The sequence below is a fragment of the Zhongshania aquatica genome (assembly GCF_027257955.1).
Taxonomy (GTDB): domain Bacteria; phylum Pseudomonadota; class Gammaproteobacteria; order Pseudomonadales; family Spongiibacteraceae; genus Spongiibacter; species Spongiibacter aquatica.
Genome location: NZ_JANZNQ010000012.1, coordinates 17,607 through 43,130, shown reverse-complemented (window position 1 = coordinate 43,130; position 25,524 = coordinate 17,607). Strand labels below are relative to the sequence as shown.

The window sequence follows — 25,524 nt, the reverse complement described above, 5'->3', positions numbered from 1 at the left end:
CTTACAGCGAGGTCGCCCGCCACGCCGCTAGCATCGTATCACGCTGGTCTTCGCTGACGGCCGCACGCCCCAACCATACGCTCAGAATCAATGCCGCCGACTCTGGCGACGCAATCATGCCTAATTGCTTATCATTTAAATAAAGCCCTAAACCTTGCTCAGGCAACCACGTTAAGCGGTATTGATCGCCTTTCTCCACGCCTAAATACCAGCTACAGAAGCGGTTAATATCATCAGCGGCCCGTGACAACTCCTGTTCGTTATATGCACCATCCAATGCCTTCAACGTCATTTTCCGAAATCGATCCGCCGACACACCTAATTTATATTCGATAATTATTTGTTTAGCATAGCTGATATCGAGAATATCGAAGTTCGCTGGCTTTGCTTGCTCAGGATCAACCTGCAGCTCGGTGTAGGTAAGATCTTTCCACAACAAGGTATACGTCTCACCGCTGACTGTTTGCCAGTTTGCGGCGAACACTAAAGGGTGAATCGACAGTAAAACCGTGACTAAAAATCCTTGCCAAATCGTCCGCATCATCTTCAATTTAGTTACCCTGTTCATAGACCTGCCTCCCGCCAACCCATGCCACCGGCAAACGCCCCAGCATAAAATACACCACCAATTTCAATACCACCGGAGCCACAACATATACTGCGGTAATTGCCCATACTGGCGGTACTAATAATTCTGCTTGGCTACCAAGCCATAAATACGACACGCCGACGGCTAAACCCATGGCCGCTTTACTCAACATACTCCAAAGCGCAAACATCCTCGCACCTATTGCCGCACCGCCATGTTCTTTGGACAGCGCTTGCGCTAAACCCGTTTGCATTGCTGAGGGCAGCGCCTGATCTGCTCCCAAGGCAAGGCCAGTACCGACACTAATCGCAATAAACCAATACACATCGCCCTCGCCGAGAAACGCGGCAAAGCTAAAAAGGACTGCTGAACTGCACAGGCCAATTCGCCATGATGTTAAATCACCTATTTTTCTCGCCAAGAAATACCAGAACGGCACACCGATCAGTCCCGCCAAAAAATAACTCAGGAGCGCTAGTGGAACCATATCCTCGGCGCCTAAGACCTCGCGCATAAACAACAGCAATACGGTTCCAGGAATTGCATTGGCGAGCATATTTACAAACCACGGTAGTGCGAGGCTTCGAACCCGACTATCGCCCAGTAATACCTTGAAACTTAAGGTGGGGTTGCTCTCTTCCAAGGGATTTTGGCTACCCTGCAGATAGACCGCCAAAAGCAGAACGCCTAACAGTATCGCTAAAGCCGACGGCAGTGCCGAGGGCGCTAGCAATACGGGAGCCAACATCGCCAACAAGGTTCCGAATAACAATATGCCCTCGCGACTACTGTTATAACGCAAACGATCAATATTGTGCTCTGAGAGGTTCACAGGTAAGGCCAACCAAGGTACAGTAAGACCCGTCCAGCCCAACATGAGTAATACGAGAAAAAGGCCCAGCATCAACGGCGGCCAAGGGTGGGGAATAAGTGCCAATGCCAACGCGCTAGCGGCAATAAGTACCCAAGAACCGAGCCACAATAAGCGATGACTTCCACGACGATCAACCCACGCGCCAACGGGTAGATCACTCACGACGTCACTGAAACGCGCAATAAAAAACACCGCACCGACTAAGGTATAACCATAACCACCTTGCTCAGCCAACCAAAGAGGAGCATAAATGTAGAAAGGCAGCCCTAATGCAGCTAATGGCAAACCGGGCAATGCATAGCGAATAAAACGCCAATATTGGAAAGGACTCCGCATACACACTCCGTGGCGGCCATGAAGCGGCCCAGAACAGACCCGCATAGTGATCTGACTAAGGCCTGTATACGTATTAAAAAGACTGTGAGATCACTGAAACTCTTATGCAAACTTCACCACAAAAAAACGCTCTCAATATCGCCGTCATCGGTTCCGGAATCTCTGGCCTGAGCAGTGCGTGGCTACTCGCCAAGAACCACAAAGTAACTCTATTCGAGCAAGACGCTCGTTTGGGCGGGCATACCAATACCGTCGATGTAAAAACCAGCGCTGGCACCATCGCCGTAGACACCGGTTTTATCGTGTTCAATGAGCGCTGCTACCCCAACTTGGTGGCCTTATTCAATGAACTCGGTATTAAGTATCAAGGTACGGACATGTCTTTCGGCGTGTCTCTAGACAAAGGCCGGCTTGAGTACAGTGGTTCTGACTCAATATCTACCCTGTTCGCACAAAAACGTAATCTGTTTAGGCCCCGCTTTTGGGGCATGATTCGCGACCTATTGCGATTCTACAAACAGAGTGCCGAATGGATGGATACTTTGCCCGACGACCTCTCACTGGGCGATCTGCTTAAGCGTGAAAAGTTTGGGCCAGGATTTTGTGAAGACCATCTGCTGCCTATGGGCGCGGCAATTTGGTCAACGCCAGTTGAGAAGTTCTTAGCCTACCCGGCCAAAACTTTTTTGCGATTCTGCGATAATCACGGGCTTTTGCAGGTCAATGAACGTCCGCAATGGCAAACCGTGATTGGCGGTTCACGAGAATATGTAAAAAAAATCAACAGCACATTTAACGGTGATATTCGGCTGAATTGCGGCATAACGAAGATCCGCCGCTTTGCTGATCACGTCATACTCACCGACATCAATGGCGAAGATCACCGCTTTGACCACGTTGTTATGGCAAGTCACGCCGATCAATCATTGGCAATGCTTACCGATGCTAGCGCGGATGAAAAAAGACTGCTTGGGGCCTTTGCGTACGAGCAGAATGACGCCTATCTTCACCGCGACGAAAAACTCATGCCTGTGCGAGGCGAAGTATGGTCGAGCTGGAACTACCTTGCCGACAGTTCGCAGCAAAACACTAAGGTGTCGGTTAGCTACTGGATGAACTCGCTTCAGCATCTGCCCTGCCAAGAGCAGTTAATAGTCACCCTCAACCCGCTGCAAGCGCCACGCAAGCACCTGCTATACAAACACTTTAGCTACCAGCACCCAGTATTTGACGAAGCAGCATTAAATGCACAAAAACACCTTTGGAGCCTGCAGGGTGCCCAACGAACGTGGTTCTGCGGTAGCTATTTTGGTTATGGTTTTCATGAAGACGGTATTCAATCCGGACTCGCTGTAGCAGAACAACTCGGCGGCGCACTGCGCCCGTGGACGGCAGAAAATGCCAGCGGTCGCATTTGTTTACCGGACAACCCTCTTGTCGCAGCTGCATGAGTACCGGCGATCGCACCGCGATTTACAACGGAGAAGTGATGCACCATCGCTTTTACCCGCGCAAGCATCGCTTTGTGTATCGCATGAGCAGTTTTCTCTTTGATTTAGACAAGCTAAGTGAAACTGCAAAGCGCTGCAAATTGTTCTCGGTCAACACGTTTAATGTTTTCAGCTTCTATCACCGCGATATTGGCAACGGCAGCGGAGAGTCACCCCGACAGTATCTGGAACGAACACTGCTAGAGCACGGTATCACCGACAATCTCAACTCAGCAGCTCTTCTATGCTACCCCCGCGTTCTCGGTTACACCTTTAATCCGCTAAGCGTCTACTACTGCTACAACGCCAAAAATGAGGCCTTTGCGATACTGTACGAAGTTAGCAATACCTTTAATCAACGTCATAGCTATTTACTGCCGATTTCATCCTCAGACAGGCAAAAAGGCATTATCCGCCAGCAATGTGATAAGGCATTTTACGTCTCACCCTTTATTCCCATGGACATGCGCTACCACTTCCGCATGCACTTACCCAATGACAGAATCTCGATGGCAATACGGGAAACCGAAAACAACCAAGCCCTGCTCCACGCGGTATTTCGCGGCACTCATCGACCATTTACCGACACTGAGCTGCTCAAGAATTTTTTCAGTCTTCCACTCATGACAATGAAGGCGGTTGCAGGTATCCACTGGGAAGCACTGAAGCTATTTATAAAAGGGGTAAAATTAGTCCCTCGCCCACCTGAACCAAAATCTTCAATCTCACGTATTGACCAATAATCATTAGAAAATCGCAAAGGGTCGACTATGAAGTCAGCAACTGCTGCTCTAGAAAGTAATATGGGTTCTGGCTGGTGGGCAAAGCGCCAGCAACAGATGGTGTCGAAGGTACTTGCACCGTTGTCCAACGCTGCGCGCGGCGTACTTCGTCTTACCTTACCCAACGGAAATAGTGTGCAGTTTGGAGAACATCCCTGCGACCACTTTAATCCTGTTATCGTACTCCACAACTGGAAGGCCGTACGCAAAGCGTTTACTGGTGGCTCTGTAGGTTGGAGCGAGGCCTATATGGATGGCGATTGGGACAGCCCAGACCTCGCCATGTTAGTAGAGTGGATAGTGATTAACGAAGATCACTTTGGTGACATGCTCGACAGCGGCAAAATAGAGGGCGCTTTCCAAAAATGGCGCCACCAGCGCAACGCCAACAGTAAGCGCGGTAGTCGTCGTAATATTTCTTATCACTATGATTTAGGCAATGAGTTTTATCAACATTGGCTAGATCCAAGCATGACCTACTCGGCGGCCTACTACACCAGCGAGCAACAAACGCTTGCCGACGCTCAGTACGCGAAATATCAGCGCATCATTGATTTGCTCGATATTAAAGATGGCGACAGCATTCTTGAAATTGGCTGCGGCTGGGGCGGCTTTGCGGAACAAGTCTGTGCACAAAGAGCGGTTAAACTCCATGGTATAACCCTATCTGAACGTCAGTTAGAGTTCGCTCAAAAACGCTTGGCAAACGCGAACACCCTTGGCGAAGCAGAATTTACTCTCACAGACTACCGAGACACTGTCGGAGAATACGATCACATTGTGTCGATTGAAATGTTGGAAGCGGTTGGTGAAAAATACTGGCCAACCTATTTCGAGACCGTTCGCAAACGTCTAAAGTCAGGTGGCAAAGCCTCAATTCAAATTATTACCATTGAGGACAAACGATTCGAGATATATCGCAGTAGCCCCGACTTTATACAAGCCTATATCTTTCCTGGCGGTATGCTGCCCACACCCGACATCTTTAAAGAAAAAGCGATCGAAGCTGGTCTTAACGTCGCTGATGAAGAGGCCTTTGGGCTCGGCTATGCTCGTACACTGCAGGAGTGGGGCAAAACCTTCCATCAGCGTTGGGACGAGATAGCACCACTTGGTTTTGATAAGCGCTTCCAGAGAATGTGGCATTACTACTTGACCTACTGCGAGGGTGGCTTCCGCGGCAATTCGATCGACGTATATCAATTCGTGTTAGAAAAACCTGTCTCCTAAGCAATAAGGCAGTACATTAAAATGGCCGCAGTCTGCGGCCATTTTGCGTTCTTCCAAGCCTTAAATTATTTCCCTTTTTTGGCAAGCGCCGCCTCACAGCCTCTGATCCACGGCATCAAAATATCTAAGGCCGTTTTATCACTTGGCGGCAATTCTTCACCGCACTCCGAAAGAGGAGTCACCCGAGAACCCCATTTAATAACTGCCGCTCCCCATGTTAAGCCCGCGCCAAACGCCGCCGTTAAGATCTTATCGCCGGGTTTAATACGCCCTGTCTCCAGCGCCTCGCACAGCGCAATAGGCACGGTGGCCGCAGAGGTATTACCGTATTTCTCAATATTAACAATCACTTTTTCTGGTGGCGCTTTTAGGCGCTTAGCCAAGGTTTCTATAATGCGAATATTTGCTTGATGCGGTATCAATAAGTCGATCTGCTCTGGCTCCAAGGCCAGTTTTTCTAAGACCGATGTTACCGCCTGCCCCATTCCGCGAACTGCACGTTTGAAGATTTCTGGGCCCTCAAAGTTCACATCAAAAAACCCATCAATTCCGGTGAAACGCTCTCGAATCGTGCCTGAATCCCGCGCCGCCAAAATACCTCGGCCCTCACCATCACAGCCCAGCTTTTCTGCAATCAGACCGCATTCTTCATCGCAAGCTTCTAAGACAACAGCACCCGCGCCCTCACCAAACAAAACTGACACATCACGCTGGGTATAGTCTAAAAAATAAGGAATACGGTCTGCACCAACCACCAACACCTTTTTCATTGCGCCACTTCGAATCATGGCGGTGCCAATACTCAAACCGTAGACAAAACCCGTACAGGCAGCGTTCAAATCGAAAACCGCAGCATTGATGGCGCCGATATCGGCCTGCACCGCTGACGCAGCATTTGGAATCAAGGTATCTGGACAGGCCGTGCCCAATATCACCATATCAAGTTCCGCCGCATCTAAACCCGCGGCAGCTAAGGCTCGCTTGCCAGCTAAACTCGCTAATGTTGCGGTTGATACATGAGAAATACGACGCTCTTTAATGCCTGTGCGAGTAGAAATCCACTCATCGGATGTATCTAAAAATGTCGCCAAATCCTCGTTACTAAGCACCGCCGGCGGCAAGCATTTTCCCCAACCAGTAATATTAGCGTACCGCATGACCACCCCTGAATCCTGTTTTAGGCTCAGTATTATGCGCAGCAATGTTAACACTGTCACCCGAGTCACCCATGAGAATTGGGCAAAAATCACACACTAACTACGTACAATCCCCTATGAAATCTACCCTTTTAGGAGGCAAACACAAGATTACAACATGCTAAGATGGTGACAATGCTAATACGTAGGATGCACTAGGATGAAAACAAACAAGCGATGGGGAAACGGGGCGAGGGTTGACGATCTTGATACCGGTAAAAAAATCCTCCTGAAATCCGCCGTAGATTGCTTCATTACTAAAGGCATCAAATCAACTACCATCGAAGACGTCGCCAAAGTAGCTAACGTTACTCGGCGAACTGTGTATCGGTATTTTAATGGCAAATCTGACATCATTGCCGCACTGATCGACATCGAGCGCGAGCGGATGTTTATCAAAGTACAAGATATTGCCAAGCTGTACGACAATAACTTCCCACTTATGCTGGAAGAATGTATCTGGTTCGCTGCCAGCTATAAGCCGCCAGAAGCTGGTAAACTGGATCTAGTATCTGGTGCCAACGCCTCGGAGGCGGCACCGCATATCGACACAGATGAATCCGATGAACATTGGCGCGAGCTGTTAAAAGAGCCGCTTGATGCTTATAACGCGCGTAATAATCGCAATGTTGATCTGGATGATCTGATCAGAATTGTGGGCCGCCTAGTGCTCTCTTATCGGCAATTACCTTCGACTAAAGAACATTTCAAAGCTAGCCTACGCGCGCTAGCACTATAAACCACGCGGGCGTTAAGCCCGCGCTGGCCCCATCCGGTATTCGCTTGGTCAGTTTTGCCATTGTGCCTAAGTAGGTGCACAACTAAGCTTCTATGCAACGTCATTCCGCGCTATATCACGGGGAGATGCACAGGAGCTACATCATGAATTTTGACTTTTCTGAAGACCAGAAAAACATCCAAGAACAAGCCCGTGGCATGCTGGCAAAAGAATGCAGCAGCGCAACCGTGCGCAGGGTTATCGACAAAGGCGAGTATTACGACAATGCGCTATGGCGGCAGATTGTCCAGTTGGGCTGGCCCGCGACGACCATCGCAGAAGAACACGGTGGCCTAGGTTTAAGTTATTTAGAGCTGTGTGTCATTGCCACCGAACTCGGGCGTTCATTGGCACCAACGCCTTTTATTGCCTCGGTCTATCTCAGCACTGAATTAATTAAAACCGCCGCATCAAGCCAGCAGCAAGCCGAGTGGCTGCCCTCACTGGCGTGCGGAGATGTAATCAGCACCGTTGCAGTAAACGGCAGCCCCCGGGACTGCCTTGTAAAGAACATGCAAATATCCGGCAACAAGTCTGCCGTATTGCACGGCATGATCGCCAACCAAGTTATTGTCTCCGCTACAAATGAGCGCGATGAGCTAGGCCTCTATTTAGTCAATCTTGGCGATAGCGGCGTTAGCCGCAAAGTACAGAATAGCCTCGACCCCAGCCTCCCCCGCGCTGAGCTTTCATTTTCTAACGCCAACGTCGTGGCGCTGGGCGGAGACATCTCCGCAGAAAAAGCCTTGTCAGTGGTATTTGATCGCGCCGCTGTATTGCTGGCATTTGAGCAAGTCGGCGGCTGTGAAGCGACTATCGAGATGGCCAAAGCCTATACCAGTGATCGCTATGCGTTTGGCCGCCAAGTGGCGTCATTTCAGGCAATAAAGCACAAGCTAGCAGATATGTTTGTGGCAAAAGAGCTGGCCAAATCCAACGCCTATTACGGTGCTTGGGCCTTGTCGGCAGACGCGCCAGAACTTGCGCTAGCCGCCGCGACCGCTCGCGTCAGCGCCATAGATGCTTATTATCTGTGTAGTAAAGAAAATATTCAGGCACACGGCGGTATGGGATTTACGTGGGAATTCGACTGCCATCTTTACTATCGCCGAGCACAAGCGCTCTCTACTCTGTTAGGCGGCAATCCTTATTGGAAAAGCCTGCTTGTAGATCGACTACTCGCGGCCTAAGCCCACACTGAATTGTTGAGGAATAATCATGGATTTTAAAGACTCGCCCGAGCAAGCCGAATTTCGCGCCGAAATACGTTGCTGGTTGCAAAGCAATGCGCGAGCAAAATCCGCATCTGGCGGACGCAAAGATCAATCAGAAGCCTATGAAGATGCCAAAGCGTGGTATAAAAAAGTCGCCGACGCTGGCTACGCTTGTCTAAACTGGCCCAAACAATACGGCGGTGCCGGACTCACCGATATTCACAAGGTCATCTGGTCACAGGAAGTCAGCAACTACGACGAACCCGATGCCTATTTTGTGATTGGCATCGGCAACTGTGGCCCAGCCCTAATGCATTTCGCCACCGAAGAACAAAAACAACACCTGCTGCCACCTATGGCGAGCGCGGAAACGGTGTGGTGCCAAATGTTCTCGGAACCGAGCGCCGGCTCCGATGTTGCCGGCCTGCGTACCACTGCAGTTGCCGATGGCGACAAATGGCTTATCAATGGCCAAAAGATTTGGACATCGGGCGCGCAGCACTCCGATTATGGCGTGATCTTGTGCCGCACCGACCCCACCATTTCTAAATACCGCGGCATGACCATGTTCTTTATCGACATGAGGCAAGCCGGTGTTGAAGTTAAACCCATCAAACAAATGGACGGAGGCTCGCACTTTAACGAGGTGTTTTTCAATAATGCCGTCATCCCCGATGCCTATCGACTTGGTGACGTTGGTGGTGGCTGGGGCGCCGCACTCCTTGTACTTATGAACGAACGACTTGCTATCGCCGGCGTTCAACCAGATGGCTTCCCTGAATTTTTGAGTCTGGTTAAAACCTTACACATCGATGGCGAGCCAATCAGCGCCAACCCCGCTGTGAGAGAACACCTTGCCGAGTGGTATTACAAACACGCGGGTATCAAAGCCTCGACTAACCGGATGCTAACCGCGGTTGCCAAAGGTGGCATGCCCGGTGCAGAAGCGGCCCTGGGGAAGCTGGTAGGCGCAGTGATGAACCAAGATATCGCCAATTACGCCATTCAGCTCATGGGAGACACAGGAAGTATCAGTGAGCCCGAATTCGCCCAACAGCAGGCGCATTTCCAAAAGACCGTGTTGTTTTCACCGGGAATCAGATTGGCAGGGGGCACCGACGAAGTCATGCGCAATGTCATTGCCGAACAGGTACTTGGGCTGCCCCAGGAACCCCGTGCAGACAAGGGCTTGGCCTTCAACGAAATACCCAGCGGAAATCAAAGCCGCTAATGCCGACGCGGTGGCGGGCAATTCTGCTTACAAATGCCAAATTGGCTGCCACTGCGACACAGCAAAACCTGACTCGGATCACAGTTTCATCACATAGGTTCACTCAGTAAGGGCTTTTCCCTATACTGCATTGCAGCCACTCTCAGTACCTTGAATACACGGTTAACGAAACAACCGAATCAACTGTGCAGAGGGCAACAACAATGAATAGTGCTAGCAATCAAGACGGTTCAATTTTCCATGAGATGCGTCGTAATTTAAACGCTATCAGCCAATTTGGTAGTAATCGCGCTGAATGGTGGTTAAATGTTAACTACGCTGAAGTTATTGAAATGCGTGATGCCGTTAGCACCAAATTTAAACAGGTACGGGCCGCCAACTAAACCCTGTGCCACACACCATGGCACCCTATGATTGATTGGCAAGATATAGACACCGTTCTGCTAGATATGGACGGCACCCTGCTAGACCTGCACTACGATAATTTTTTCTGGACACAGCATTTACCCCGCCGCTACCTCGATATTCATGGCGGCGACCCAGACCTTGTAACTGAGCACCTTATGAGCCGCATTGTGGCGGAGAAGGGATCGCTAAACTGGTATTGTCTAGATTACTGGTCAGAGCAACTCAAGGTCGATATTGTTGCACTTAAGCGCGAAGTTGCCCATCTCATCGCACCTCACCCTAGTACCAAAGATTTTCTCAATGCGCTGAACGCCAGTCACTGTGAAACATGGTTAGTCACCAATGCCCATCACGGCAGTTTAAATCTCAAGCTCGAGCACACTGACCTTGGCCAACACATCCCCAAAATTATTAGCTCTCACGAGATTGGCATCCCCAAAGAAGACCCCGAATTTTGGCGACAACTCCAGCAACACTGGCATTTCGATCCCGATCGCAGTTTACTGGTAGACGACACCGCTAGCGTTTTAGACGCCGCCGCGATATTTGGAATCCGCCACTTATTAACGCTGCGCCAACCAGATAGCAAACAGGCCATCCGTGAGGCGCTAAGCTATCCTGCAGTGTTAAGCTTTGATGAAATTTTACCGATCACACCACCTACTCGATAAAGCCAAACATTTATATGACTCAATCATCCCAAAGTGGCATTCGCCTCGATAAATGGTTATGGGCTGCCCGCTTCTACAAAACGCGCAGCTTGGCAAAGCAGGCCATTGAAGGAGGCAAGGTTCAGTACAACGGTGATCGCTGTAAAGTCAGCAAAGAAGTCCAAGTTGGCGCCCAACTTAGCATCCGAGTCGGATTCGATACTAAAGTCGTCGACATTGTCGCCCTATCTGACCAGCGCCGCGGTGCACCAGAAGCAGCACTGCTTTACGCGGAAACCGCCGACAGTATTAGCGCACGGGAACAGCAGGCCGCAGATCGCAAAGCGCTTGGCAGTGCTTTCGCCCAATCCGAACGCCCCAATAAAAAACAACGTCGGCAAATTCATCGCTTTCAACGCACAACAGATTAACACCCAAGACAGATTAATATCGTCGAACCCGTTATAATTCCACTTCAATTCAGATATGGAATACCCACTCCCATGAGCGACACGATAAGCCGCTTTATTTTCGATAATACCGACGTGCGCGGTGAACATGTCCGCTTAGAAAAGAGCTATCAGGACATTCTCAATATTCATCACTATCCACCCGGCGTGGCCAATTTACTGGGGGAATTCCTCGCCGCCGCCAGTCTACTTAGCGCCACAATCAAATTCGAAGGTTCGCTCATTCTTCAGGTCCGTGGTGACGGAGAAGTGCCACTCATAATGGCCGAGGCCAATTCAGAGCGAGAACTGCGCGCCATTGCACGCGATGCGAACGAAGCCATGAGCCTTGATTTCAAAACCCTCGTTGGCAATGGCCAACTTGCAATGACCATCGACCCTAAACACGGCAAACGCTACCAAGGCATCGTGAGCTTGGATGGCGACAGCTTGGCACATTGCCTAGAAGCCTATTTTCAGCAAAGCGAGCAACTGTCTACTCGAATTTGGCTATGCGCCGATGCCACACACGCCACCGGACTCATGCTCCAAGAACTTCCTAGCAAGACTCCCGATAAAGACCGCTGGCAGCATTTGACCACCATCGCAGATACTGTGCGGGATGAAGAGCTACTCACACTGAGCGCGGAAGATTTGCTCTACCGCTTATACCACCAAGACGCGGTAAGATTATTTGAAGCCAAACCCCTGATCGCCCGCTGCCAATGCAGTCGCCAGCGGGTTGAAAAAGCACTGATATCGATAGGCCAAGAGGAGTTAAACGACATTATTCGCGAGCAGGGGCAAATCGAGACCAACTGCGAATTTTGCAACCGTTTATATCATTTTAGCCCGACTGACATTGCGGCAATGTTCGACCAAAACACCACCATTACGCGGCATTAATTCAGTAAAAATACCCAAAAGCATATTTATGTCTGCAAAGGTTAGCGCTGCTATGGGTTTTTTGTAATAATGGCGCCCCAAATTACCAGCCATCACGGGGGTTTTCATTGCTCTCCGACCCCACTGCTAGACCTAGGCTGCTCTCAGGATTACGTGACAGGAAAACAGAGAATGAGTGCTGAAACGACGATATACAAGGATTTAACCCCCGCGCAATTGATTGAGCAAGCCCTAAGCCGTGGCGAAGGACGACTCGCAGACACCGGCGCACTGGTAGTCACTACCGGCAAGCGCACCGGCCGTTCACCCGGCGACCGTTATATCGTGCAAGAGCCCTCAACCTCAGATTCGATCGATTGGACCAGTGTAAACCGCCCCTTCGACAGCGCTAAATTCGACGCCCTATGGGATCGTGTCCAAGACTACCTAGCAGATCACGACAGTTTCGTTTCTCAACTTCATGTCGGCGCCCACGAAGACCATTACATTCCTGTTGTTGTTAACACACAAACCGCGTGGCAAGGTCTGTTTGGTCGTAATATGTTCGTACGCCCAACCAAGTTCAACCCCAAGGGCAAGGAAGAGTGGACGATCATCAACTGCGCTGGCTTTGTTTGCGACCCTGAGCGTGACGGCACAAACTCTGATGGCTGCGTTATCATTAACTTTGCACAGCGCAAAGTACTGTTAGCCGGTATGCGTTACGCTGGTGAAATGAAAAAAGCGATGTTCTCTGTTCAGAACTTCCTGCTGCCAGAAAAAGACGTTATGCCAATGCACTGCTCGGCCAACGTTGATGAAGAAGGCAAAACCACTTTATTCTTTGGTTTGTCTGGCACGGGTAAAACCACCCTGTCAGCAGATCCAAGCTGCTACTTGATTGGCGATGACGAACACGGCTGGGCAAAAGGCTCAGTTTTCAATATCGAAGGCGGCTGCTACGCAAAAACCATCAACCTAAGCCAAAAAAACGAACCCATTATCTGGGACGCAATTCGCTTTGGCTCAATTGTCGAAAACGTGGTCATTGACGAGCACACCCGCACGGCAGACTACGACGACACCAGCCTGACCGAGAACGGTCGTTGCTGCTACCCACTCGAAAACGTTGAAAAGCGCGTTATCGAAAACGCCGCTGGCGAACCGAAAACTGTTATCTTCCTGACCTGCGACGTTTCTGGTGTTATCCCACCAATTTCGATTCTGTCTAAAGAGGCGGCGGCATTCCACTTCCTAAGCGGTTATACCGCACGTGTTGGCTCAACCGAACTAGGCGCAGAAGCGGGCATTCACCCCACCTTCTCTACCTGCTTTGGCGCACCGTTTATGCCGCGTGCCGCTGGCGAATACGCAGAACTGTTAATGAAGCGCATCGAAGACTTCGACTCGCAGGTTTACCTGATTAACACCGGCTGGACGGGTGGCTCAGGTGCCGCAGGCGGAACGGGCTCACGCTTCCCAATTCCAGTAACCCGCGCTGTGGTAGCCGCAGCACAAAACGGTGTTCTGATTGGTGCAGAGACAGAGACCCTAGAGGCGCTGAATCTAACCATTCCTAAGTCTATTCCTGGCGTTGATGATAAATACATTAACCCACGTAAGGCGTGGGGCGATACTGACGCTTACGACACCGAAGCTAGTAAGCTGGCTAAGTTGTTCCAAGAAAACATTAAGAAATTTGATGTATCAGATGCCATCATCGCTGCTGGCCCAAAAGGCTAAGCGCAATACGATAGTAAGAAAGGGCAGCTCAGCTGCCCTTTTTTTCGCCTGAACAAAACATACGCTCCTTGCTCTATACTAGCCGCATTAAACGGGCTCACCGCCTTGCAAACCAAATACTTAGGTAAATCATGTCGGCTACCAATACGCCAGAAGAAGTCCTGTACTTTCTAGACCAACTCCAGCAGGCCTTCAACAATGGCGCACTGCAACGTTTAGTACTGTCAAAATACCAAGGCAGGGATGCCGGACTAAACCGCGTAACCATACGGCCTGTCCTATTAAAAAACAGTCTTGTTCTGTCTTTTTTATACGAATACCAAACGCAGCATATAACCAAGAATATCCCTATTGAAGAATCACTCACCTTATTGGCAAACTATTTAGGCGAGGAATTTAAAAACGCCCACCTGTTTAGTCAATCTGCAGAAATTCAACTGCGGTTCAGTAAAAAGGGTAAAGCGCTGCTAAGTGAACATCGTATAAAAGACATTAAAACTGAGACCAATGTCGATATATCCCATAACCGAGACAAGAATCGCTTTGTCAAACAAGACCGCCCCTACCTTCAAGCCTTGGGCGTCACCGACAGCAAAGGGCACGTTATTCCTGCGATGTCACGCAAGTGGAAACAAATTAATAAGTTTATTGAAGTATTATCAGCCGCGATTGATAAAACCGAACTCACCAAACAGCGAGAAATTCATATAGCTGACTTCGGCTCTGGCAAGGCTTATTTGACCTTCGCCGTTCATGACTACCTAAGCGACACCCTCGCCATATCGCCACGGGTTACCGGCGTAGAGCTACGCCAAGGCTTGGTTGATTTGTGCAATCAAACCGCGACCAAACTCGACCTTGGCGGTATTAAATTTGAGCAGGGCGACGTACAGCATTTCGCAGCCCAAAACATTAATATCATGATCGCACTGCACGCCTGCGACACCGCCACAGATTATGCAATCAATATGGGAATTCGCAGCAACGCCGATATCATCATGTGCTCACCGTGTTGCCACAAACAGATTCGACCCCAGTTAAAAACCCCACCGATACTAGCGCCGCTGTTACAACATGGCATCCATCTTGGACAAGAGGCGGAAATGATCACCGACGGTTTGCGGGCACTGCTACTAGAGGCAAATGGCTACGACACCCAAGTATTTGAATTTATTTCCTTAGAACACACCAACAAAAATAAAATGATATTAGCGCTAAAACGCAAAACTCAGCGAGATAATAGTCAAACACTAGATCAAATCGCCGAGTTAAAGCGCTTTTATGGTATTGAGGAACACTGTTTGGAACAGTTATTACAGCAGGCGAATTAACTATAGGCCGCTAAACGGCCTAATGATTAGACCGCCAGTGATGGCGTTCGACCAAACACTCGACCACGAATCCCACTTAAATCAAACGGGCGCCACTGCCCCTCTCGTTGAACTAAGCGATCTGCAATCGCGTACATCACCGCTAGATTATGAGTTAATCCAACATGACTGCCGGGTACCCGCAGATTCTCCGAGTGTGCTCCCAACATTTTATCAACGCATAAATTCCAATCTACAATGCCGTCGCCCTCACTATAAATCGCAGTAGACGGTACTTTTGGCATGTCACGCCAGCAATCTCCCCACTCCAACATTGGATCAGTCATCGCACCAGGATTCAGCATTTCATACAGCTTTAAGACAGGCCCAGTTACGCCGCTCATATCGGGAATATGAATTGGCGAGCCCAAGGTAATTACTTGGCGAACAATATCCGGGTTCTTATTTGCTAATGTCCGCGCATAAACCCCCCCCAAACTCCATCCGACTACGCTTACCTTCTTAAAATGACGGGCGGCCAAATCCTTAACGTGACTCTCGAAATTAAGATAAACCTGCTCTCTTAGGCCGGTATTACGTCCCTGTTCCCAGCCGTAAGCTGCGAACCCAGAACGCCGTAAAAATGTTCGCAATGCCGCAGTGCCGCCATCGCCGGTCATAAAAGATGGCGCAATCACCACCGGATGACCGTCACCTCGCTTCAAAGTATCTAGGCGTGATCGGAACGATGCCATTGCCAGCATCTCAAAAATAACGCGCAATTCCTTAGCAGTATTAAAAAACGTCGGCGCCGTAATTTTAGCGACAACGTCATTTATATTCTTATTATCCATTGTGTCCCCTCACGCTATCTACACTTCGTATTTTTACTAAGGTGATGCCGACCCACTTAGTCGAATTCGCCCCAAAGAGTAACAGTTATATAACCGCAATATCGTCCTTGACGCAATCTACGTTTTATCGAGAGGTAACACTAACGAACAATAACTATGAAGCAAAATAGGGGAAATCACTGAGCTATTTTTTTTATTAGTATGCGGTTTCTAATTTTTATCCGTAAGCTTGGTCTCAATCAGCGAGTTTATGTAGATCTGGCTTGGGCCACATACCTCATAAACACCTTAATTTTACACGAGGACATCAGTATGACCGAAGCAAGCAAAATTGAAAAAGCAAATGCGTTAGCAAAAGACGTATTTCTAGCCAATCTTGGTCTGGCCGGCAAAGTTTTTGAGCAAAGCCAAGAGCTACTGAAGCAAACTGAAGCCAAGCTGAAAGAAACCGAAAGCAAATGCAAAGACGCTTACAGCAAGCGCAACGAATTTTTCGATAGCTTAGTCGCTCGCGGTGAGAAAGTACAAAGCGACACTATCTCTATGGTTAAAGACAGCAAAACACAGTTCACCAGCAAAATTGAAAGCAGCAAGTCACAAGCCGTTATTAAGTTCAAAGACACCAAGGCACAGGCACTTGCTAAGTTCGAAGAACTGAAAAGCGAAAGTAACGCTGCTGTTGAAGGTCAAATGAAAACTCTGCGCGAAAGCTTTGGTAAAGTAAAAAGCAAAGTTTCTAGCAGTGCCGATGACGCAGCCGAAGTCGTAAGCGCATCGTAAGCATTCGGTGCCTGTTTCAAGGTACCAAATCCTAGGTCTGTATCTCACCTATGCTTTTGCACGATGCGCCGATTGGCCATCGTGCTTTTTTCATACCCGAGCGCAGAACAAATTTCTTTGGTGTATTGGCGTGTTTATATACCAATCTATTCAGTGAACCGTTTGCAATGGAGAAAACCATGAGCAAAGACAGTAAAAAAAGCCTGCAAGATCTTAAAGACGTAACGAATCAGGCTAGCGAATTAGCCAAAAGCATATGGCTTGCCGGCCTTGGCGCCTACGGCAGAGCTTATGATGAAGCTCACGACCGCTACGAAAAGGCTAGCAAGGAAACTCCACGCTTGTTTACAGACTTGGTTGATAAAGGTTCACGCCTTGAAAGCCAAGCTCGTGAAAAGCTAGGCGAAGTTACCAGCATTGGCAAAACAACCTCCATCGAAGAGCGCATCAGTAAAATGCGTGCTAGCCTTGGCTTCGGTCACACCGCCAGCGCAGATGACCTTCAGCGTTTAGAGAAAAAACTCGATGCGCTGAGCAAGAAAGTTGATTCACTGGCAAAAGCGACCAAGCCAGCTGCAGCAGCAAAAGCGCCTGCTGCCAAAGCCGCTACCGCTGCTGCACCTAAAGCAAAAGCTGCTCGTAAAGCGCCGGCTAAAAAAGCAGCCACTAAAGCGGAATAAAACGTTTGAACTTGCGTTTTTTTAAGCGAAGAAAGTTAAAACAAGCTCCCGTCGGATTGACAGGAGCTTGTTTTATTTTAGCCTCTCAATTCTCTCCAATACGCCACTCGTAAAACCACACAACTAGACACCACCGTCGCTTCGTGGCACCTTGTCGCCTCGCCTATAAGAGTTTAGTTACACGCATGAAAACCCGCGACAAAATTTTATTAAGTAGCCTGCGATTATTTAATGCTGAAGGTGAGCCAAATGTCACGACGGTTGATATCGCCAACGAACTGAATATTAGCCCAGGTAATCTCTACTACCATTTCCATGGCAAAGAAGAGATTATTCAAGAATTATTTGCCGCCTTTGACATTGAATTAATAGACATACTAAGCGCCCCTATAGAAAAGACACTGGGCGCAAAAGACGCGTGGTTTTACTTATACATTGTTTTTGAGCACATATTTAATCATCGCTATCTCTATAGAAATCTCAACGACATTTTGCAGCGCTACCCTCAAATCAGTAAAAAATTCTCTAAATTACTCGAGTTAAAAGTACAGGCGGTTCGAGCGGTTGCGACGGAATTGCGAGCGCAAAATTTTATTGACCTAGATGACATGCTCCTCGAACGGCTCTGCGACAATGTAGCCATGTCACTTACCTTTTGGCTCAACTACAACCAGCTTCGCGAACGCAACACCAGTGATGAAATTATGATCCACCAAGGTGTTTTTCAGGTAATGTCGCTGGTATCACAACATTTGCGTCCTGAGTATCGCTATTTCTACGACGAATGCTGCGCCCTCTTCGAAGCCTTGGCGATCAACGAACAATAGATGAAAATGAGCGCTGTCAAGGCTCGCACCAGCTCCATAGTTTTTGCATAATGTCCGGCTTCTTAAACCGGACAATAAAGCCTTATGAATTCCATCCCCAGCCGTATAGCCCAAGAACTGGGCGTCAAAGAAGCCCAAGTTAGCGCAGCCATAGCCTTACTAGATGAAGGTGCGACTGTTCCATTCATCTCCCGCTATCGGAAAGAAGTCACCGGCGGCCTAGATGATACTCAAATGCGCGACTTGGAATCTCGACTAGGCTACCTGCGGGAATTGGAAGATCGCCGGCAAAGTATACTCAACAGCATTCGCGAGCAGGAAAAGCTCACGCCAGAGTTAGAAAGGGACATTCTAGCCGCAGACACTAAAAACCGCCTAGAAGACCTCTACCTTCCCTACAAACAAAAGCGCCGCACGAAAGGCCAAATAGCGATAGAAGCCGGCTTACAGCCACTGGCAGACACCCTGTTTGACGATCCTAGCCAAGACCCGGTAGTACTGGCCCTAGAGTATCTCAATGCCGACCTCGGTGTTGCCGACGTGAAAGCGGCACTGGACGGCGCGAAATACATTCTTATGGAGCGCCTAAGCGAAAACGCAGACTTACTCGCCAAGCTGCGTAATTTCCTATGGGAAGAAGGCCTGCTGTGTAGCACCGTCATGACCGGCAAGGAAACCGAAGGCGAAAAATTCCGCGACTATTTTGCCCACAGCGAAGCCTTAAAAACGACGCCATCGCACCGTGCGCTGGCGATGTTCCGCGGCCGCAATGAAAGCGTGCTGAGCTTGGCAATTAAATTCAACGAAGAAGAAGGCAGTGTCCACCCCTGCGAAATCATGGTGGCTAAGCACTGGAATGTGGTTGATGAAGGCCGCCCTGCTGACGGCTGGCTGAAGGAGGTTATTCGCTGGACCTGGCGTATAAAGCTCTACACACACTTAGAAACTGACTTACTGGGCCAATTACGCGAGCTAGCAGATACCGCTGCCATTGATGTGTTTGCCCAAAACTTGAAAGACCTATTATTGGCCGCCCCTGCTGGTCAACGCGCCACTATTGGACTCGACCCTGGCATGCGTACCGGTGTCAAAGTCGCCGCTATCGACGCCACCGGCAAAGTACTGGATCACTGTGCGATTTACCCAACCCCGCCACAAAACAAAATTGCAGAATCCGCCGCCATCCTCTTGGCCATGATCAAAAAGCACAATGTAGAGCTGATCGCGATTGGCAACGGCACCGCCAGCCGCGAGACCGAGCGCTTTGTTAAAGACTTACTGGCGGCGCGACCAGAGCTTGGCTGCACCAGTGTGATGGTGAATGAATCAGGCGCGTCAATTTACTCGGCGTCTGAATACGCGGCACGGGAGTTTCCGAATCTCGACGTCACCATTCGGGGTGCGATTTCCATCGCTCGTCGCCTGCAAGACCCACTGGCGGAACTGGTTAAAATCGACCCAAAATCTATCGGCGTAGGCCAGTATCAGCACGATGTTTCACAAACCGCCCTATCTCGCACTCTAGACACCGTAGTTGAAGACTGTGTAAACGCTGTCGGGGTGGACGTAAATACCGCCTCCCCCGCCTTATTAGCGCGCGTATCTGGCCTCAATCAAAGCATCTCTGCCAATATTGTTGAATACCGTGATCAACACGGCGCCTTTAAAAATCGGGCGCAATTGATGGAAGTGAGTCGCTTCGGCGCCAAAACCTTCGAGCAAGCGGCAGGATTCTTACGCGTCATGGGCGGCGACAACCCGCTGGATAGCTCGGCAGTACATCCCGAGTCATACAGTGTGGTAGAGAAAATCGTCAATCGCTGTGGTCGTGCGGTAAATGACGTGATCGGCGACAGTAACTTTCTCAAAACCATCAAGCCTAGCGAGTACGCCGACGAGCGCTTTGGTATACCCACTATTACCGATATTGTTGCCGAGCTAGACAAACCGGGCCGCGACCCTCGTCCTGACTTTAAAACAGCGAGTTTCAAAGACGGTATCGAGAAAATCTCTGACCTCGAACCCGATATGATTTTGGAGGGTGTAGTCACCAACGTCACCAACTTTGGTGCCTTTGTAGACATCGGGGTGCATCAAGATGGCCTAGTGCATATCTCTGCGCTAGCGAATCAGTTTGTTAAAGACCCGCGCACCGTCGTTAAAGCTGGTGACATTGTTAAAGTTAAGGTTATGGAGGTAGATGCTCAACGCAAGCGTATTGCTCTCTCCATGCGCTTAGAAGACAAAGCCAGCGAGCAGGATTCGAGCAATAACGGTGGGGATCGTCGCGGCAGTCGCAGAGCACCCGCTGTACCAAAGCAAGCGCCACAAAAAGAAGTAAATTCAACGATGGCCGCGCTATTTGCCCAAGCTAAGCAGAATCAAAAAGGGCGCTTGTAAACAACTAGGGTTCGGCATTGCCGAGCCCTAGTTTCGATATGCAATTGGCTATTTTTAACCCGTGCGTATCGAACTATTTGTTTAAATAAGCCTTATTTTTAAGGCTTATTCCATTCGCCATCAAACTCACACTGCTCCGATTGCTTGTCTCCTCCAGAGCGAATCTCATCAAGGCTCTGCTGATACGGCGCCTTATCTTCGGCCAACTCGATCGCTGTTGTGATCGCGGACAAGGCCTCGCCTCGGCAATGTTGCGCTAGCAGTGCGAAGGCATAATTATTCCAGAGCGCAGGGTCGTCTGGATTTGTTTGTAATAGGCGACCAAATAATTCAAGCGCACGAGGAGTATCGCCCTGTGTGAGAGCGACGTTCGCTAAGGCGGTTAATACCGGCTTCGAATTTGGCCATTGCTCAGCAGCTAAGGAATAAAACGCTGTTGCGAGTTCGGCATCCCCTACTTGTTCAAATTCATAAGCGGTCGAGATGTACTGAGCCGGTTTCGCTGTGGCAGGCAGACGACTGCTATCTGTTAATACTCGCGCCCAGTAATTAGTTCGCGACCATGTGCTCATAAATGTTCTAAACGACAGCCGGTAATTTTCATGGCTGCCAGAGTGCAAAATGAGTTCTTCCATCTCTAGGTCGTAACCAACAACAACGGCGTAATGCCACTGCGGCCACCAATAAAAAGCAAGATTTTGAAATACCAACACGGGGTTGCCAGCATCTATTTCGCTGAGAACTGCCGATAGATTCTTGGCTAGCGGATAGGGAAGTAAGCCTAAACGCCGTGAGGTCGCCTGCATTTCAATTGCGAGCGAACCCTCTTTATCCGGAATAAATAATTGTTTTGCTAATGATTGTTGATCGGCCTCTAAACCCCAAAACCGCGCAATTTCTGTAAGCGCTGCTGGGCCACAATAATGGGATTGCTGTTCGACAAAAGGCACGACCAGTTGCCGCTGCCTTGGCAGGGATGCAACAGATTCATTCAAAGGTATAGAGGAACATGCCTGCAAAAGCAGGCATGTGATGAGAATACTAGTTAGCCGCATTCACAAAGGGGAATATATCAGTGATACCAAGAATATCAGTAATAAAGAAGATCAATACCAGTAACGCTAGTAAACCAACTGCACCGGCACCGGCAGGTAGTTGATCCATTTTTTCCTGCAACATAGCTAACTCTGCGGGTGTTAATGCATCGATACGCGCCTCTACATCCGCTGGCGATACACCTAACTCTACTAGGCGCTCACGAACATTGTCTTGCGACAGAGCCGCCTTCATTTCAGCGCGATGCTCTTTAACTGCGTACTCAGCCACCATGTGATCCGTGCCAATAACGCTGGCAGACGCCGTTGTGGCCATCACGCCAGTCCATACCATGAAACCGCTCATCACAATCGCCGTGGTGCTACGTTTTAATGTTGTCCTAGCCATAATTTACTTCCTTTATCCACAATGGTTAACTTGATGACCAAAATTATCAGCCATACACTTTTGAAAACGCCTAGAGCCTATAGCTCTTGGGTCTCCGTTTTGTTTAGCACCAACTGACCATCTTGAACGGGTATAGTGTTCCCCGGTTTATGATCCATGACAACGGTGCCAGTTTCGCCATCTAATTTATAGGTTACACTGTAACCAGTAACCCGCTGTTGAGGGTCTTGCACAGTATTACAGCGACGCTCAGTGGTGGTATATACGTCTTTTTGCTGCATATTGCCCTGAACTTTATTACCGGCATAACCACCGGCAGCCGCACCTGCTACCGTTGCGAGTTTTTTACCATTGCCACCGCCAACTTGTTTACCGATAACACCGCCAATTACCGCACCTAAGATTGTACCGGTAATTTTGTTCTCGTCTTTAACCTCAGCCTGATGCTGCACAACCTCGTCATAACACTCTTCGCGGTTGGTAAAGTAGGTTTCAGTTACCGGCTTCGTCTCAAGAACCTCAGCAAAAAGTGGTTTCTTGTTTTCTACATAATTGTTGTAGCCCGCGTAACTGCCCACTGCAGTTACCGCGACTGCACCAAATATTCCGCCAACTAATAAACTTGTATTCATGTCTGTATCCTCTTTTCCTGTGTCTCAGACTTCATATCCTTGTAACACTACGACCTACTATGTACCTAAGAGTGCCGACAACCCTCTATGAAAGGTAGTGCAGTATTCACACTTTCGATTTTTGAACTCATAGTAAAAACGCTAAATACACCATGATCTCTGCTATTTGCTGGCCAGCGCCGAGCGCGTCGCCGGTATATCCGCCGATACGGCGCCGCAAATAGGCGGCATAAAAGAAACGAAAAACAAGCAGTGTCGCCAATAATGGAATAAACGGCGGCAACTCTGCCCACAAGAATAGCGCTATCAGAGGTAATCCAGAGAGTAGCCAGTCTTTCATCTTCATGGCGGTCGCTAGCGGCTTAGATTTCCCCTCACCGCGGACATACTGCAAATCGACCAGATAAGACGTCGATAGCCAGCGACTAAGCACATGCGCCCAAAACAAGGCGCCAACTAATTCTGAGGTCGATGGCATGGCAGTCAGTGCCGCCGCTTTAAGCCCTAGCACCAATACTAAGGCCACAGCACCGTAGGTGCCGATACGCGAATCCTTCATAATTCGCAGCACGTCTTCTGACCGCCATGCGCCGCCAAAGCCATCGCAACTGTCTGCAAAGCCATCCTCGTGGAAGGCCCCCGTTAACAATATTGATGCGACCATTGATAGCAGCACGGCAATCAACGTATTGGTAAAAAGAGCGGCGACGGCAACAAATACCAGCGCAGAAACGCCAGCGACGATTAATCCCACCAAGGGAAAGTAGCGCGATGCCCCGTTTAGTTTTTCTTCGCTAAAATCTGGGTCAGCGGGGACCGGTATCCGCGTTAAAAATCCCACGGCAAGTAGAAATACCTGCCATTCTCGCTGCAATTGTTGACGAGTTATCACCTACATACTCCATAAACAGGGCTTTCCGAGCTTGCACCAAGCACCAGTTCAAAAACATTATCCCGAAATTACGAACCATTGTACGCTAAGTCGTCTAAGTGACTGCGGCAATCTAGATCAGATATTTTTACTGCATTACCACAGCAACTCCGCTCTGCTAAACTAACAACTTCACACTCGCTAGACATAAATAAGGGTTCTACTATGAGCATTCAGACAGGCGATAAAATCCCAGCAGTTACACTCAAAGTTATGGGCGAAAAAGGCCCGCAGGACATTAGCAGCGAAGAAATTTTTTCTGGCAAGAAAGTTGTATTGTTCGCCGTGCCCGGCGCATTTACCCCAGGCTGCACTCTGACCCACTTGCCTGGCTATGTTGTAAACGCCGACAAAATCAAAGCAAAAGGCGTGGACACCATCGCCTGCATATCTGTAAATGACGCCTTTGTAATGGATGCATGGGGCAAAAGCCAGAATGCTGAAGAATTACTGATGTTGGCCGACGGCAACTGCGAACTGACCGAAGCACTTGGCTTAGTCATGGATGGTTCAGGCTTTGGTCTTGGCAATCGCTCGCGCCGCTACGCAATGATTGTCGACAACGGCACCGTCAGTCATTTAGCACTCGAACCTACCGGTGCAGTTGATGTAAGCGCGGCAGAAAAAATTCTCGCCCTGCTGTGATCCCCAACATGCACGCACCACGCGTGTTAGTGTTTGATTCCGGCGTCGGCTCATTGAGCATCGGCGCCGCGATTCATCAGCTTATTCCCCAAGCCAATCTTCTCTACGCCATGGATCACGGTGGCTTTCCCTATGGAGAGTGGCAGGAGGAAGAGCTGGTCACACATATTTGTCAGGCGGTGACTGCTGTCTTACAGCGACACGCCGCCGACATCTTAGTAATGGCCTGCAACTCTGCTAGCACCGCGGTATTACCGGCGCTTCGCAGCATTCTAAGTATTCCCGTCATTGGTGTCGTCCCAGCCATAAAACCCGCAGCGCAGCGCAGTGTAAGCGGCGTGATTGGATTACTCGCCACCCCGGGCACCGTGGCCCGCGCCTACACCGCGCAATTAATCAATGATTTTGCCTCGCATTGCTGTGTAATACCGGTGGGAAGCCGAATTTTGGCCCCCGCAATTGAATCTCTATTTTGGCACGACAGTAATATTGACGAGGTTCTACAACAGATCAAAGCTGCGCTTAGCGAGCACCCTCGCGCTGCTGAAATGGATACCGTGGTTTTAGCCTGCACTCATTTTCCGCTGATGCAAAAACCACTTTCAGAGTTGCTACCCAATCTGCAGTGGATTGATTCCGGCGAAGCAATAGCACGGCGTGTTGCACATGTGATCAACGAACTCAATCTACCCCTCGATAGTGCAGGAGAGCATGGTCTACAGGAGGTACTAATTCTAGGGAAGGAGGAAGCAACACCCATCTTAAAACGTCGCCTAGAAGACTCTAGGCTTTGCCTTATCGATTATTAAACTTACGCACACTCTCTTCGTATTCACGGATGACCAGCGCAGTATTTTCCATAGCCGCATTGTAATTATTGATGCGGCGTCGGCGACGCTCTTCATTATCTCGGCCAGTGCCAATGGCCGTTTTGTCCATCGTATCTAAACACTTTATAAAACGCTGACTATTATCGAGGTAGCGCTCAATTCGACGTTTTGCGAAATCCATGGCCTCTGCATCCGCTACAGAACCGTTAGGGAAATGCTGCGGTGGCAAGGGAATAACGCAAGATGCATGAACTAAGGGTGCGCACAGTGTAAAAATAAAAACAGAGGGAACAAAAAAACGCATTACACTTTCCGGCAAGTTTACTGATTGCCAAAG

Annotated in this window: 27 protein-coding genes; 18 read left to right on the top strand and 9 right to left on the bottom strand. The window is 49.3% G+C overall.

All coding sequences use genetic code 11. The features are described 5' to 3' along the window. Position 1: 1 nt before the first annotated feature. Both O9X78_RS13100 and O9X78_RS13095 read right to left on the bottom strand, forming a co-directional pair. Positions 2-568 (bottom strand): chalcone isomerase family protein, encoded by a 567-nt coding sequence (locus tag O9X78_RS13100; protein WP_269620153.1) that lies wholly within the window; start codon positions 566-568, stop codon positions 2-4. Then, positions 552-1,799, bottom strand: a complete 1,248-nt coding sequence (locus tag O9X78_RS13095) for an MFS transporter (protein ID WP_269620152.1) — start codon at positions 1,797-1,799, stop codon at positions 552-554. The genes O9X78_RS13100 and O9X78_RS13095 overlap by 17 nt, the downstream gene beginning before the upstream one ends. Before the next feature lie 104 nt (positions 1,800-1,903). On the opposite strand from O9X78_RS13095, the gene O9X78_RS13090 reads away from it, so the two are divergent. The 3 genes from O9X78_RS13090 to O9X78_RS13080 are packed head-to-tail and all read left to right on the top strand — an operon-like array spanning position 1,904 to position 5,301. Further along, complete coding sequence (locus tag O9X78_RS13090) at positions 1,904-3,250, top strand: NAD(P)/FAD-dependent oxidoreductase (RefSeq protein WP_269620151.1); 1,347 nt, start codon at positions 1,904-1,906, stop codon at positions 3,248-3,250. Then, a complete protein-coding gene (locus O9X78_RS13085; protein WP_269620150.1) occupies positions 3,247-4,032 on the top strand; it encodes a DUF1365 domain-containing protein in 786 nt (261 codons plus the stop codon). Before O9X78_RS13090 ends, O9X78_RS13085 begins: the two co-directional genes overlap by 4 nt. A gap of 27 nt (positions 4,033-4,059) precedes the next feature. Next, the gene (locus tag O9X78_RS13080) at positions 4,060-5,301 is read left to right on the top strand and encodes an SAM-dependent methyltransferase (RefSeq protein ID WP_269620149.1); all 1,242 of its coding nucleotides are present in this window, start codon (positions 4,060-4,062) and stop codon (positions 5,299-5,301) included. A 65-nt stretch (positions 5,302-5,366) separates the two neighbouring features. Here the strand turns inward: O9X78_RS13080 and O9X78_RS13075 are convergent, their stop codons facing one another. Continuing rightward, positions 5,367-6,458 carry a ketoacyl-ACP synthase III gene (locus tag O9X78_RS13075; RefSeq protein ID WP_269620148.1) on the bottom strand — a complete coding sequence of 364 codons (1,092 nt, stop codon included), beginning with the start codon at positions 6,456-6,458 and terminating at the stop codon, positions 5,367-5,369. 199 nt (positions 6,459-6,657) lie between these two features. Between O9X78_RS13075 and O9X78_RS13070 the strand changes: the two genes are divergently transcribed. From O9X78_RS13070 to O9X78_RS13030, 9 genes are all read left to right on the top strand, one after another. Next, entirely contained in the window at positions 6,658-7,236 is a 579-nt protein-coding gene (locus tag O9X78_RS13070) for a TetR/AcrR family transcriptional regulator (RefSeq protein WP_269620147.1), read from the top strand. Between the two features lie 143 nt (positions 7,237-7,379). Beyond that, a complete protein-coding gene (locus O9X78_RS13065) occupies positions 7,380-8,465 on the top strand; it encodes an acyl-CoA dehydrogenase family protein (protein ID WP_269620146.1) in 1,086 nt (361 codons plus the stop codon). Positions 8,466-8,493: 28 nt separating this feature from the next. Further along, on the top strand, positions 8,494-9,720 hold the full coding sequence (locus O9X78_RS13060) for an acyl-CoA dehydrogenase family protein (protein ID WP_269620145.1): 1,227 nt from the start codon (positions 8,494-8,496) through the stop codon (positions 9,718-9,720). 203 nt (positions 9,721-9,923) lie between these two features. Beyond that, on the top strand, positions 9,924-10,103 hold the full coding sequence (locus O9X78_RS13055) for a hypothetical protein (RefSeq protein WP_269620144.1): 180 nt from the start codon (positions 9,924-9,926) through the stop codon (positions 10,101-10,103). A 27-nt stretch (positions 10,104-10,130) separates the two neighbouring features. Further along, the gene (gene yrfG / locus O9X78_RS13050; RefSeq protein WP_269620143.1) at positions 10,131-10,799 is read left to right on the top strand and encodes a GMP/IMP nucleotidase; all 669 of its coding nucleotides are present in this window, start codon (positions 10,131-10,133) and stop codon (positions 10,797-10,799) included. 14 nt (positions 10,800-10,813) lie between these two features. Beyond that, positions 10,814-11,209 (top strand): RNA-binding S4 domain-containing protein, encoded by a 396-nt coding sequence (locus O9X78_RS13045; RefSeq protein WP_269620142.1) that lies wholly within the window; start codon positions 10,814-10,816, stop codon positions 11,207-11,209. Positions 11,210-11,281: 72 nt separating this feature from the next. After that, positions 11,282-12,133: an Hsp33 family molecular chaperone HslO gene (gene hslO / locus O9X78_RS13040; protein WP_269620141.1), complete on the top strand. Its 852-nt coding sequence runs from the start codon at positions 11,282-11,284 to the stop codon at positions 12,131-12,133. 69 nt (positions 12,134-12,202) lie between these two features. Next, positions 12,203-13,855: a phosphoenolpyruvate carboxykinase gene (locus O9X78_RS13035; protein ID WP_269620140.1), complete on the top strand. Its 1,653-nt coding sequence runs from the start codon at positions 12,203-12,205 to the stop codon at positions 13,853-13,855. A gap of 131 nt (positions 13,856-13,986) precedes the next feature. After that, the gene (locus O9X78_RS13030) at positions 13,987-15,186 is read left to right on the top strand and encodes a class I SAM-dependent methyltransferase (protein ID WP_269620139.1); all 1,200 of its coding nucleotides are present in this window, start codon (positions 13,987-13,989) and stop codon (positions 15,184-15,186) included. A gap of 26 nt (positions 15,187-15,212) precedes the next feature. Here the strand turns inward: O9X78_RS13030 and O9X78_RS13025 are convergent, their stop codons facing one another. Continuing rightward, the gene (locus tag O9X78_RS13025) at positions 15,213-16,019 is read right to left on the bottom strand and encodes an alpha/beta hydrolase (protein ID WP_269620138.1); all 807 of its coding nucleotides are present in this window, start codon (positions 16,017-16,019) and stop codon (positions 15,213-15,215) included. Between the two features lie 312 nt (positions 16,020-16,331). On the opposite strand from O9X78_RS13025, the gene O9X78_RS13020 reads away from it, so the two are divergent. The 4 genes from O9X78_RS13020 to O9X78_RS13005 all read left to right on the top strand — a co-directional run bounded on the left by O9X78_RS13020 (position 16,332) and on the right by O9X78_RS13005 (position 20,706). Beyond that, positions 16,332-16,799, top strand: a complete 468-nt coding sequence (locus tag O9X78_RS13020) for a hypothetical protein (protein WP_269620137.1) — start codon at positions 16,332-16,334, stop codon at positions 16,797-16,799. A 179-nt stretch (positions 16,800-16,978) separates the two neighbouring features. Next, the gene (locus tag O9X78_RS13015; protein ID WP_269620136.1) at positions 16,979-17,479 is read left to right on the top strand and encodes a hypothetical protein; all 501 of its coding nucleotides are present in this window, start codon (positions 16,979-16,981) and stop codon (positions 17,477-17,479) included. A gap of 185 nt (positions 17,480-17,664) precedes the next feature. Further along, the gene (locus O9X78_RS13010) at positions 17,665-18,306 is read left to right on the top strand and encodes a TetR/AcrR family transcriptional regulator (protein ID WP_269620135.1); all 642 of its coding nucleotides are present in this window, start codon (positions 17,665-17,667) and stop codon (positions 18,304-18,306) included. Between the two features lie 84 nt (positions 18,307-18,390). Next, a complete protein-coding gene (locus tag O9X78_RS13005; protein WP_269620134.1) occupies positions 18,391-20,706 on the top strand; it encodes a Tex family protein in 2,316 nt (771 codons plus the stop codon). A 98-nt stretch (positions 20,707-20,804) separates the two neighbouring features. On the opposite strand, the gene O9X78_RS13000 is transcribed toward O9X78_RS13005, so the two are convergent. The 4 genes from O9X78_RS13000 to O9X78_RS12985 all read right to left on the bottom strand — a co-directional run bounded on the left by O9X78_RS13000 (position 20,805) and on the right by O9X78_RS12985 (position 23,673). After that, positions 20,805-21,656 carry a PA2778 family cysteine peptidase gene (locus O9X78_RS13000; RefSeq protein ID WP_269620133.1) on the bottom strand — a complete coding sequence of 284 codons (852 nt, stop codon included), beginning with the start codon at positions 21,654-21,656 and terminating at the stop codon, positions 20,805-20,807. 91 nt (positions 21,657-21,747) lie between these two features. After that, positions 21,748-22,149 carry a PA2779 family protein gene (locus tag O9X78_RS12995; RefSeq protein ID WP_269620132.1) on the bottom strand — a complete coding sequence of 134 codons (402 nt, stop codon included), beginning with the start codon at positions 22,147-22,149 and terminating at the stop codon, positions 21,748-21,750. A gap of 77 nt (positions 22,150-22,226) precedes the next feature. Continuing rightward, positions 22,227-22,781, bottom strand: coding sequence for a glycine zipper 2TM domain-containing protein (locus tag O9X78_RS12990; RefSeq protein WP_269620131.1), 555 nt, complete (start codon positions 22,779-22,781; stop codon positions 22,227-22,229). A 127-nt stretch (positions 22,782-22,908) separates the two neighbouring features. Beyond that, positions 22,909-23,673 (bottom strand): adenosylcobinamide-GDP ribazoletransferase, encoded by a 765-nt coding sequence (locus O9X78_RS12985; protein WP_269620130.1) that lies wholly within the window; start codon positions 23,671-23,673, stop codon positions 22,909-22,911. Between the two features lie 204 nt (positions 23,674-23,877). Here O9X78_RS12985 and O9X78_RS12980 point away from each other — a divergent pair, with 204 nt between their 5' ends. Both O9X78_RS12980 and murI read left to right on the top strand, forming a co-directional pair. Then, a complete protein-coding gene (locus O9X78_RS12980; RefSeq protein ID WP_269620129.1) occupies positions 23,878-24,357 on the top strand; it encodes a peroxiredoxin in 480 nt (159 codons plus the stop codon). A gap of 8 nt (positions 24,358-24,365) precedes the next feature. Beyond that, positions 24,366-25,166 carry a glutamate racemase gene (gene murI, locus O9X78_RS12975; RefSeq protein WP_269620128.1) on the top strand — a complete coding sequence of 267 codons (801 nt, stop codon included), beginning with the start codon at positions 24,366-24,368 and terminating at the stop codon, positions 25,164-25,166. On the opposite strand, the gene O9X78_RS12970 is transcribed toward murI, so the two are convergent. Then, a complete protein-coding gene (locus O9X78_RS12970) occupies positions 25,153-25,491 on the bottom strand; it encodes a hypothetical protein (RefSeq protein ID WP_269620127.1) in 339 nt (112 codons plus the stop codon). The genes murI and O9X78_RS12970 overlap by 14 nt on opposite strands. Positions 25,492-25,524: the final 33 nt, after the last annotated feature.

Bases quoted from the DNA above. Each gene is read 5' to 3' on its own strand.
- O9X78_RS13100 (WP_269620153.1), bottom strand. From the start codon at position 568: ATGAACAGGGTAACTAAATTGAAGATGATGCGGACGATTTGGCAAGGA.
- O9X78_RS13095 (WP_269620152.1), bottom strand. From the start codon at position 1,799: ATGCGGAGTCCTTTCCAATATTGGCGTTTTATTCGCTATGCATTGCCC.
- O9X78_RS13090 (WP_269620151.1), top strand. From the start codon at position 1,904: ATGCAAACTTCACCACAAAAAAACGCTCTCAATATCGCCGTCATCGGT.
- O9X78_RS13085 (WP_269620150.1), top strand. From the start codon at position 3,247: ATGAGTACCGGCGATCGCACCGCGATTTACAACGGAGAAGTGATGCAC.
- O9X78_RS13080 (WP_269620149.1), top strand. From the start codon at position 4,060: ATGAAGTCAGCAACTGCTGCTCTAGAAAGTAATATGGGTTCTGGCTGG.
- O9X78_RS13075 (WP_269620148.1), bottom strand. From the start codon at position 6,458: ATGCGGTACGCTAATATTACTGGTTGGGGAAAATGCTTGCCGCCGGCG.
- O9X78_RS13070 (WP_269620147.1), top strand. From the start codon at position 6,658: ATGAAAACAAACAAGCGATGGGGAAACGGGGCGAGGGTTGACGATCTT.
- O9X78_RS13065 (WP_269620146.1), top strand. From the start codon at position 7,380: ATGAATTTTGACTTTTCTGAAGACCAGAAAAACATCCAAGAACAAGCC.
- O9X78_RS13060 (WP_269620145.1), top strand. From the start codon at position 8,494: ATGGATTTTAAAGACTCGCCCGAGCAAGCCGAATTTCGCGCCGAAATA.
- O9X78_RS13055 (WP_269620144.1), top strand. From the start codon at position 9,924: ATGAATAGTGCTAGCAATCAAGACGGTTCAATTTTCCATGAGATGCGT.
- yrfG (WP_269620143.1), top strand. From the start codon at position 10,131: ATGATTGATTGGCAAGATATAGACACCGTTCTGCTAGATATGGACGGC.
- O9X78_RS13045 (WP_269620142.1), top strand. From the start codon at position 10,814: ATGACTCAATCATCCCAAAGTGGCATTCGCCTCGATAAATGGTTATGG.
- hslO (WP_269620141.1), top strand. From the start codon at position 11,282: ATGAGCGACACGATAAGCCGCTTTATTTTCGATAATACCGACGTGCGC.
- O9X78_RS13035 (WP_269620140.1), top strand. From the start codon at position 12,203: ATGGCGCCCCAAATTACCAGCCATCACGGGGGTTTTCATTGCTCTCCG.
- O9X78_RS13030 (WP_269620139.1), top strand. From the start codon at position 13,987: ATGTCGGCTACCAATACGCCAGAAGAAGTCCTGTACTTTCTAGACCAA.
- O9X78_RS13025 (WP_269620138.1), bottom strand. From the start codon at position 16,019: ATGGATAATAAGAATATAAATGACGTTGTCGCTAAAATTACGGCGCCG.
- O9X78_RS13020 (WP_269620137.1), top strand. From the start codon at position 16,332: ATGACCGAAGCAAGCAAAATTGAAAAAGCAAATGCGTTAGCAAAAGAC.
- O9X78_RS13015 (WP_269620136.1), top strand. From the start codon at position 16,979: ATGAGCAAAGACAGTAAAAAAAGCCTGCAAGATCTTAAAGACGTAACG.
- O9X78_RS13010 (WP_269620135.1), top strand. From the start codon at position 17,665: ATGAAAACCCGCGACAAAATTTTATTAAGTAGCCTGCGATTATTTAAT.
- O9X78_RS13005 (WP_269620134.1), top strand. From the start codon at position 18,391: ATGAATTCCATCCCCAGCCGTATAGCCCAAGAACTGGGCGTCAAAGAA.
- O9X78_RS12995 (WP_269620132.1), bottom strand. From the start codon at position 22,149: ATGGCTAGGACAACATTAAAACGTAGCACCACGGCGATTGTGATGAGC.
- O9X78_RS12990 (WP_269620131.1), bottom strand. From the start codon at position 22,781: ATGAATACAAGTTTATTAGTTGGCGGAATATTTGGTGCAGTCGCGGTA.
- O9X78_RS12980 (WP_269620129.1), top strand. From the start codon at position 23,878: ATGAGCATTCAGACAGGCGATAAAATCCCAGCAGTTACACTCAAAGTT.
- murI (WP_269620128.1), top strand. From the start codon at position 24,366: ATGCACGCACCACGCGTGTTAGTGTTTGATTCCGGCGTCGGCTCATTG.
- O9X78_RS12970 (WP_269620127.1), bottom strand. From the start codon at position 25,491: ATGCGTTTTTTTGTTCCCTCTGTTTTTATTTTTACACTGTGCGCACCC.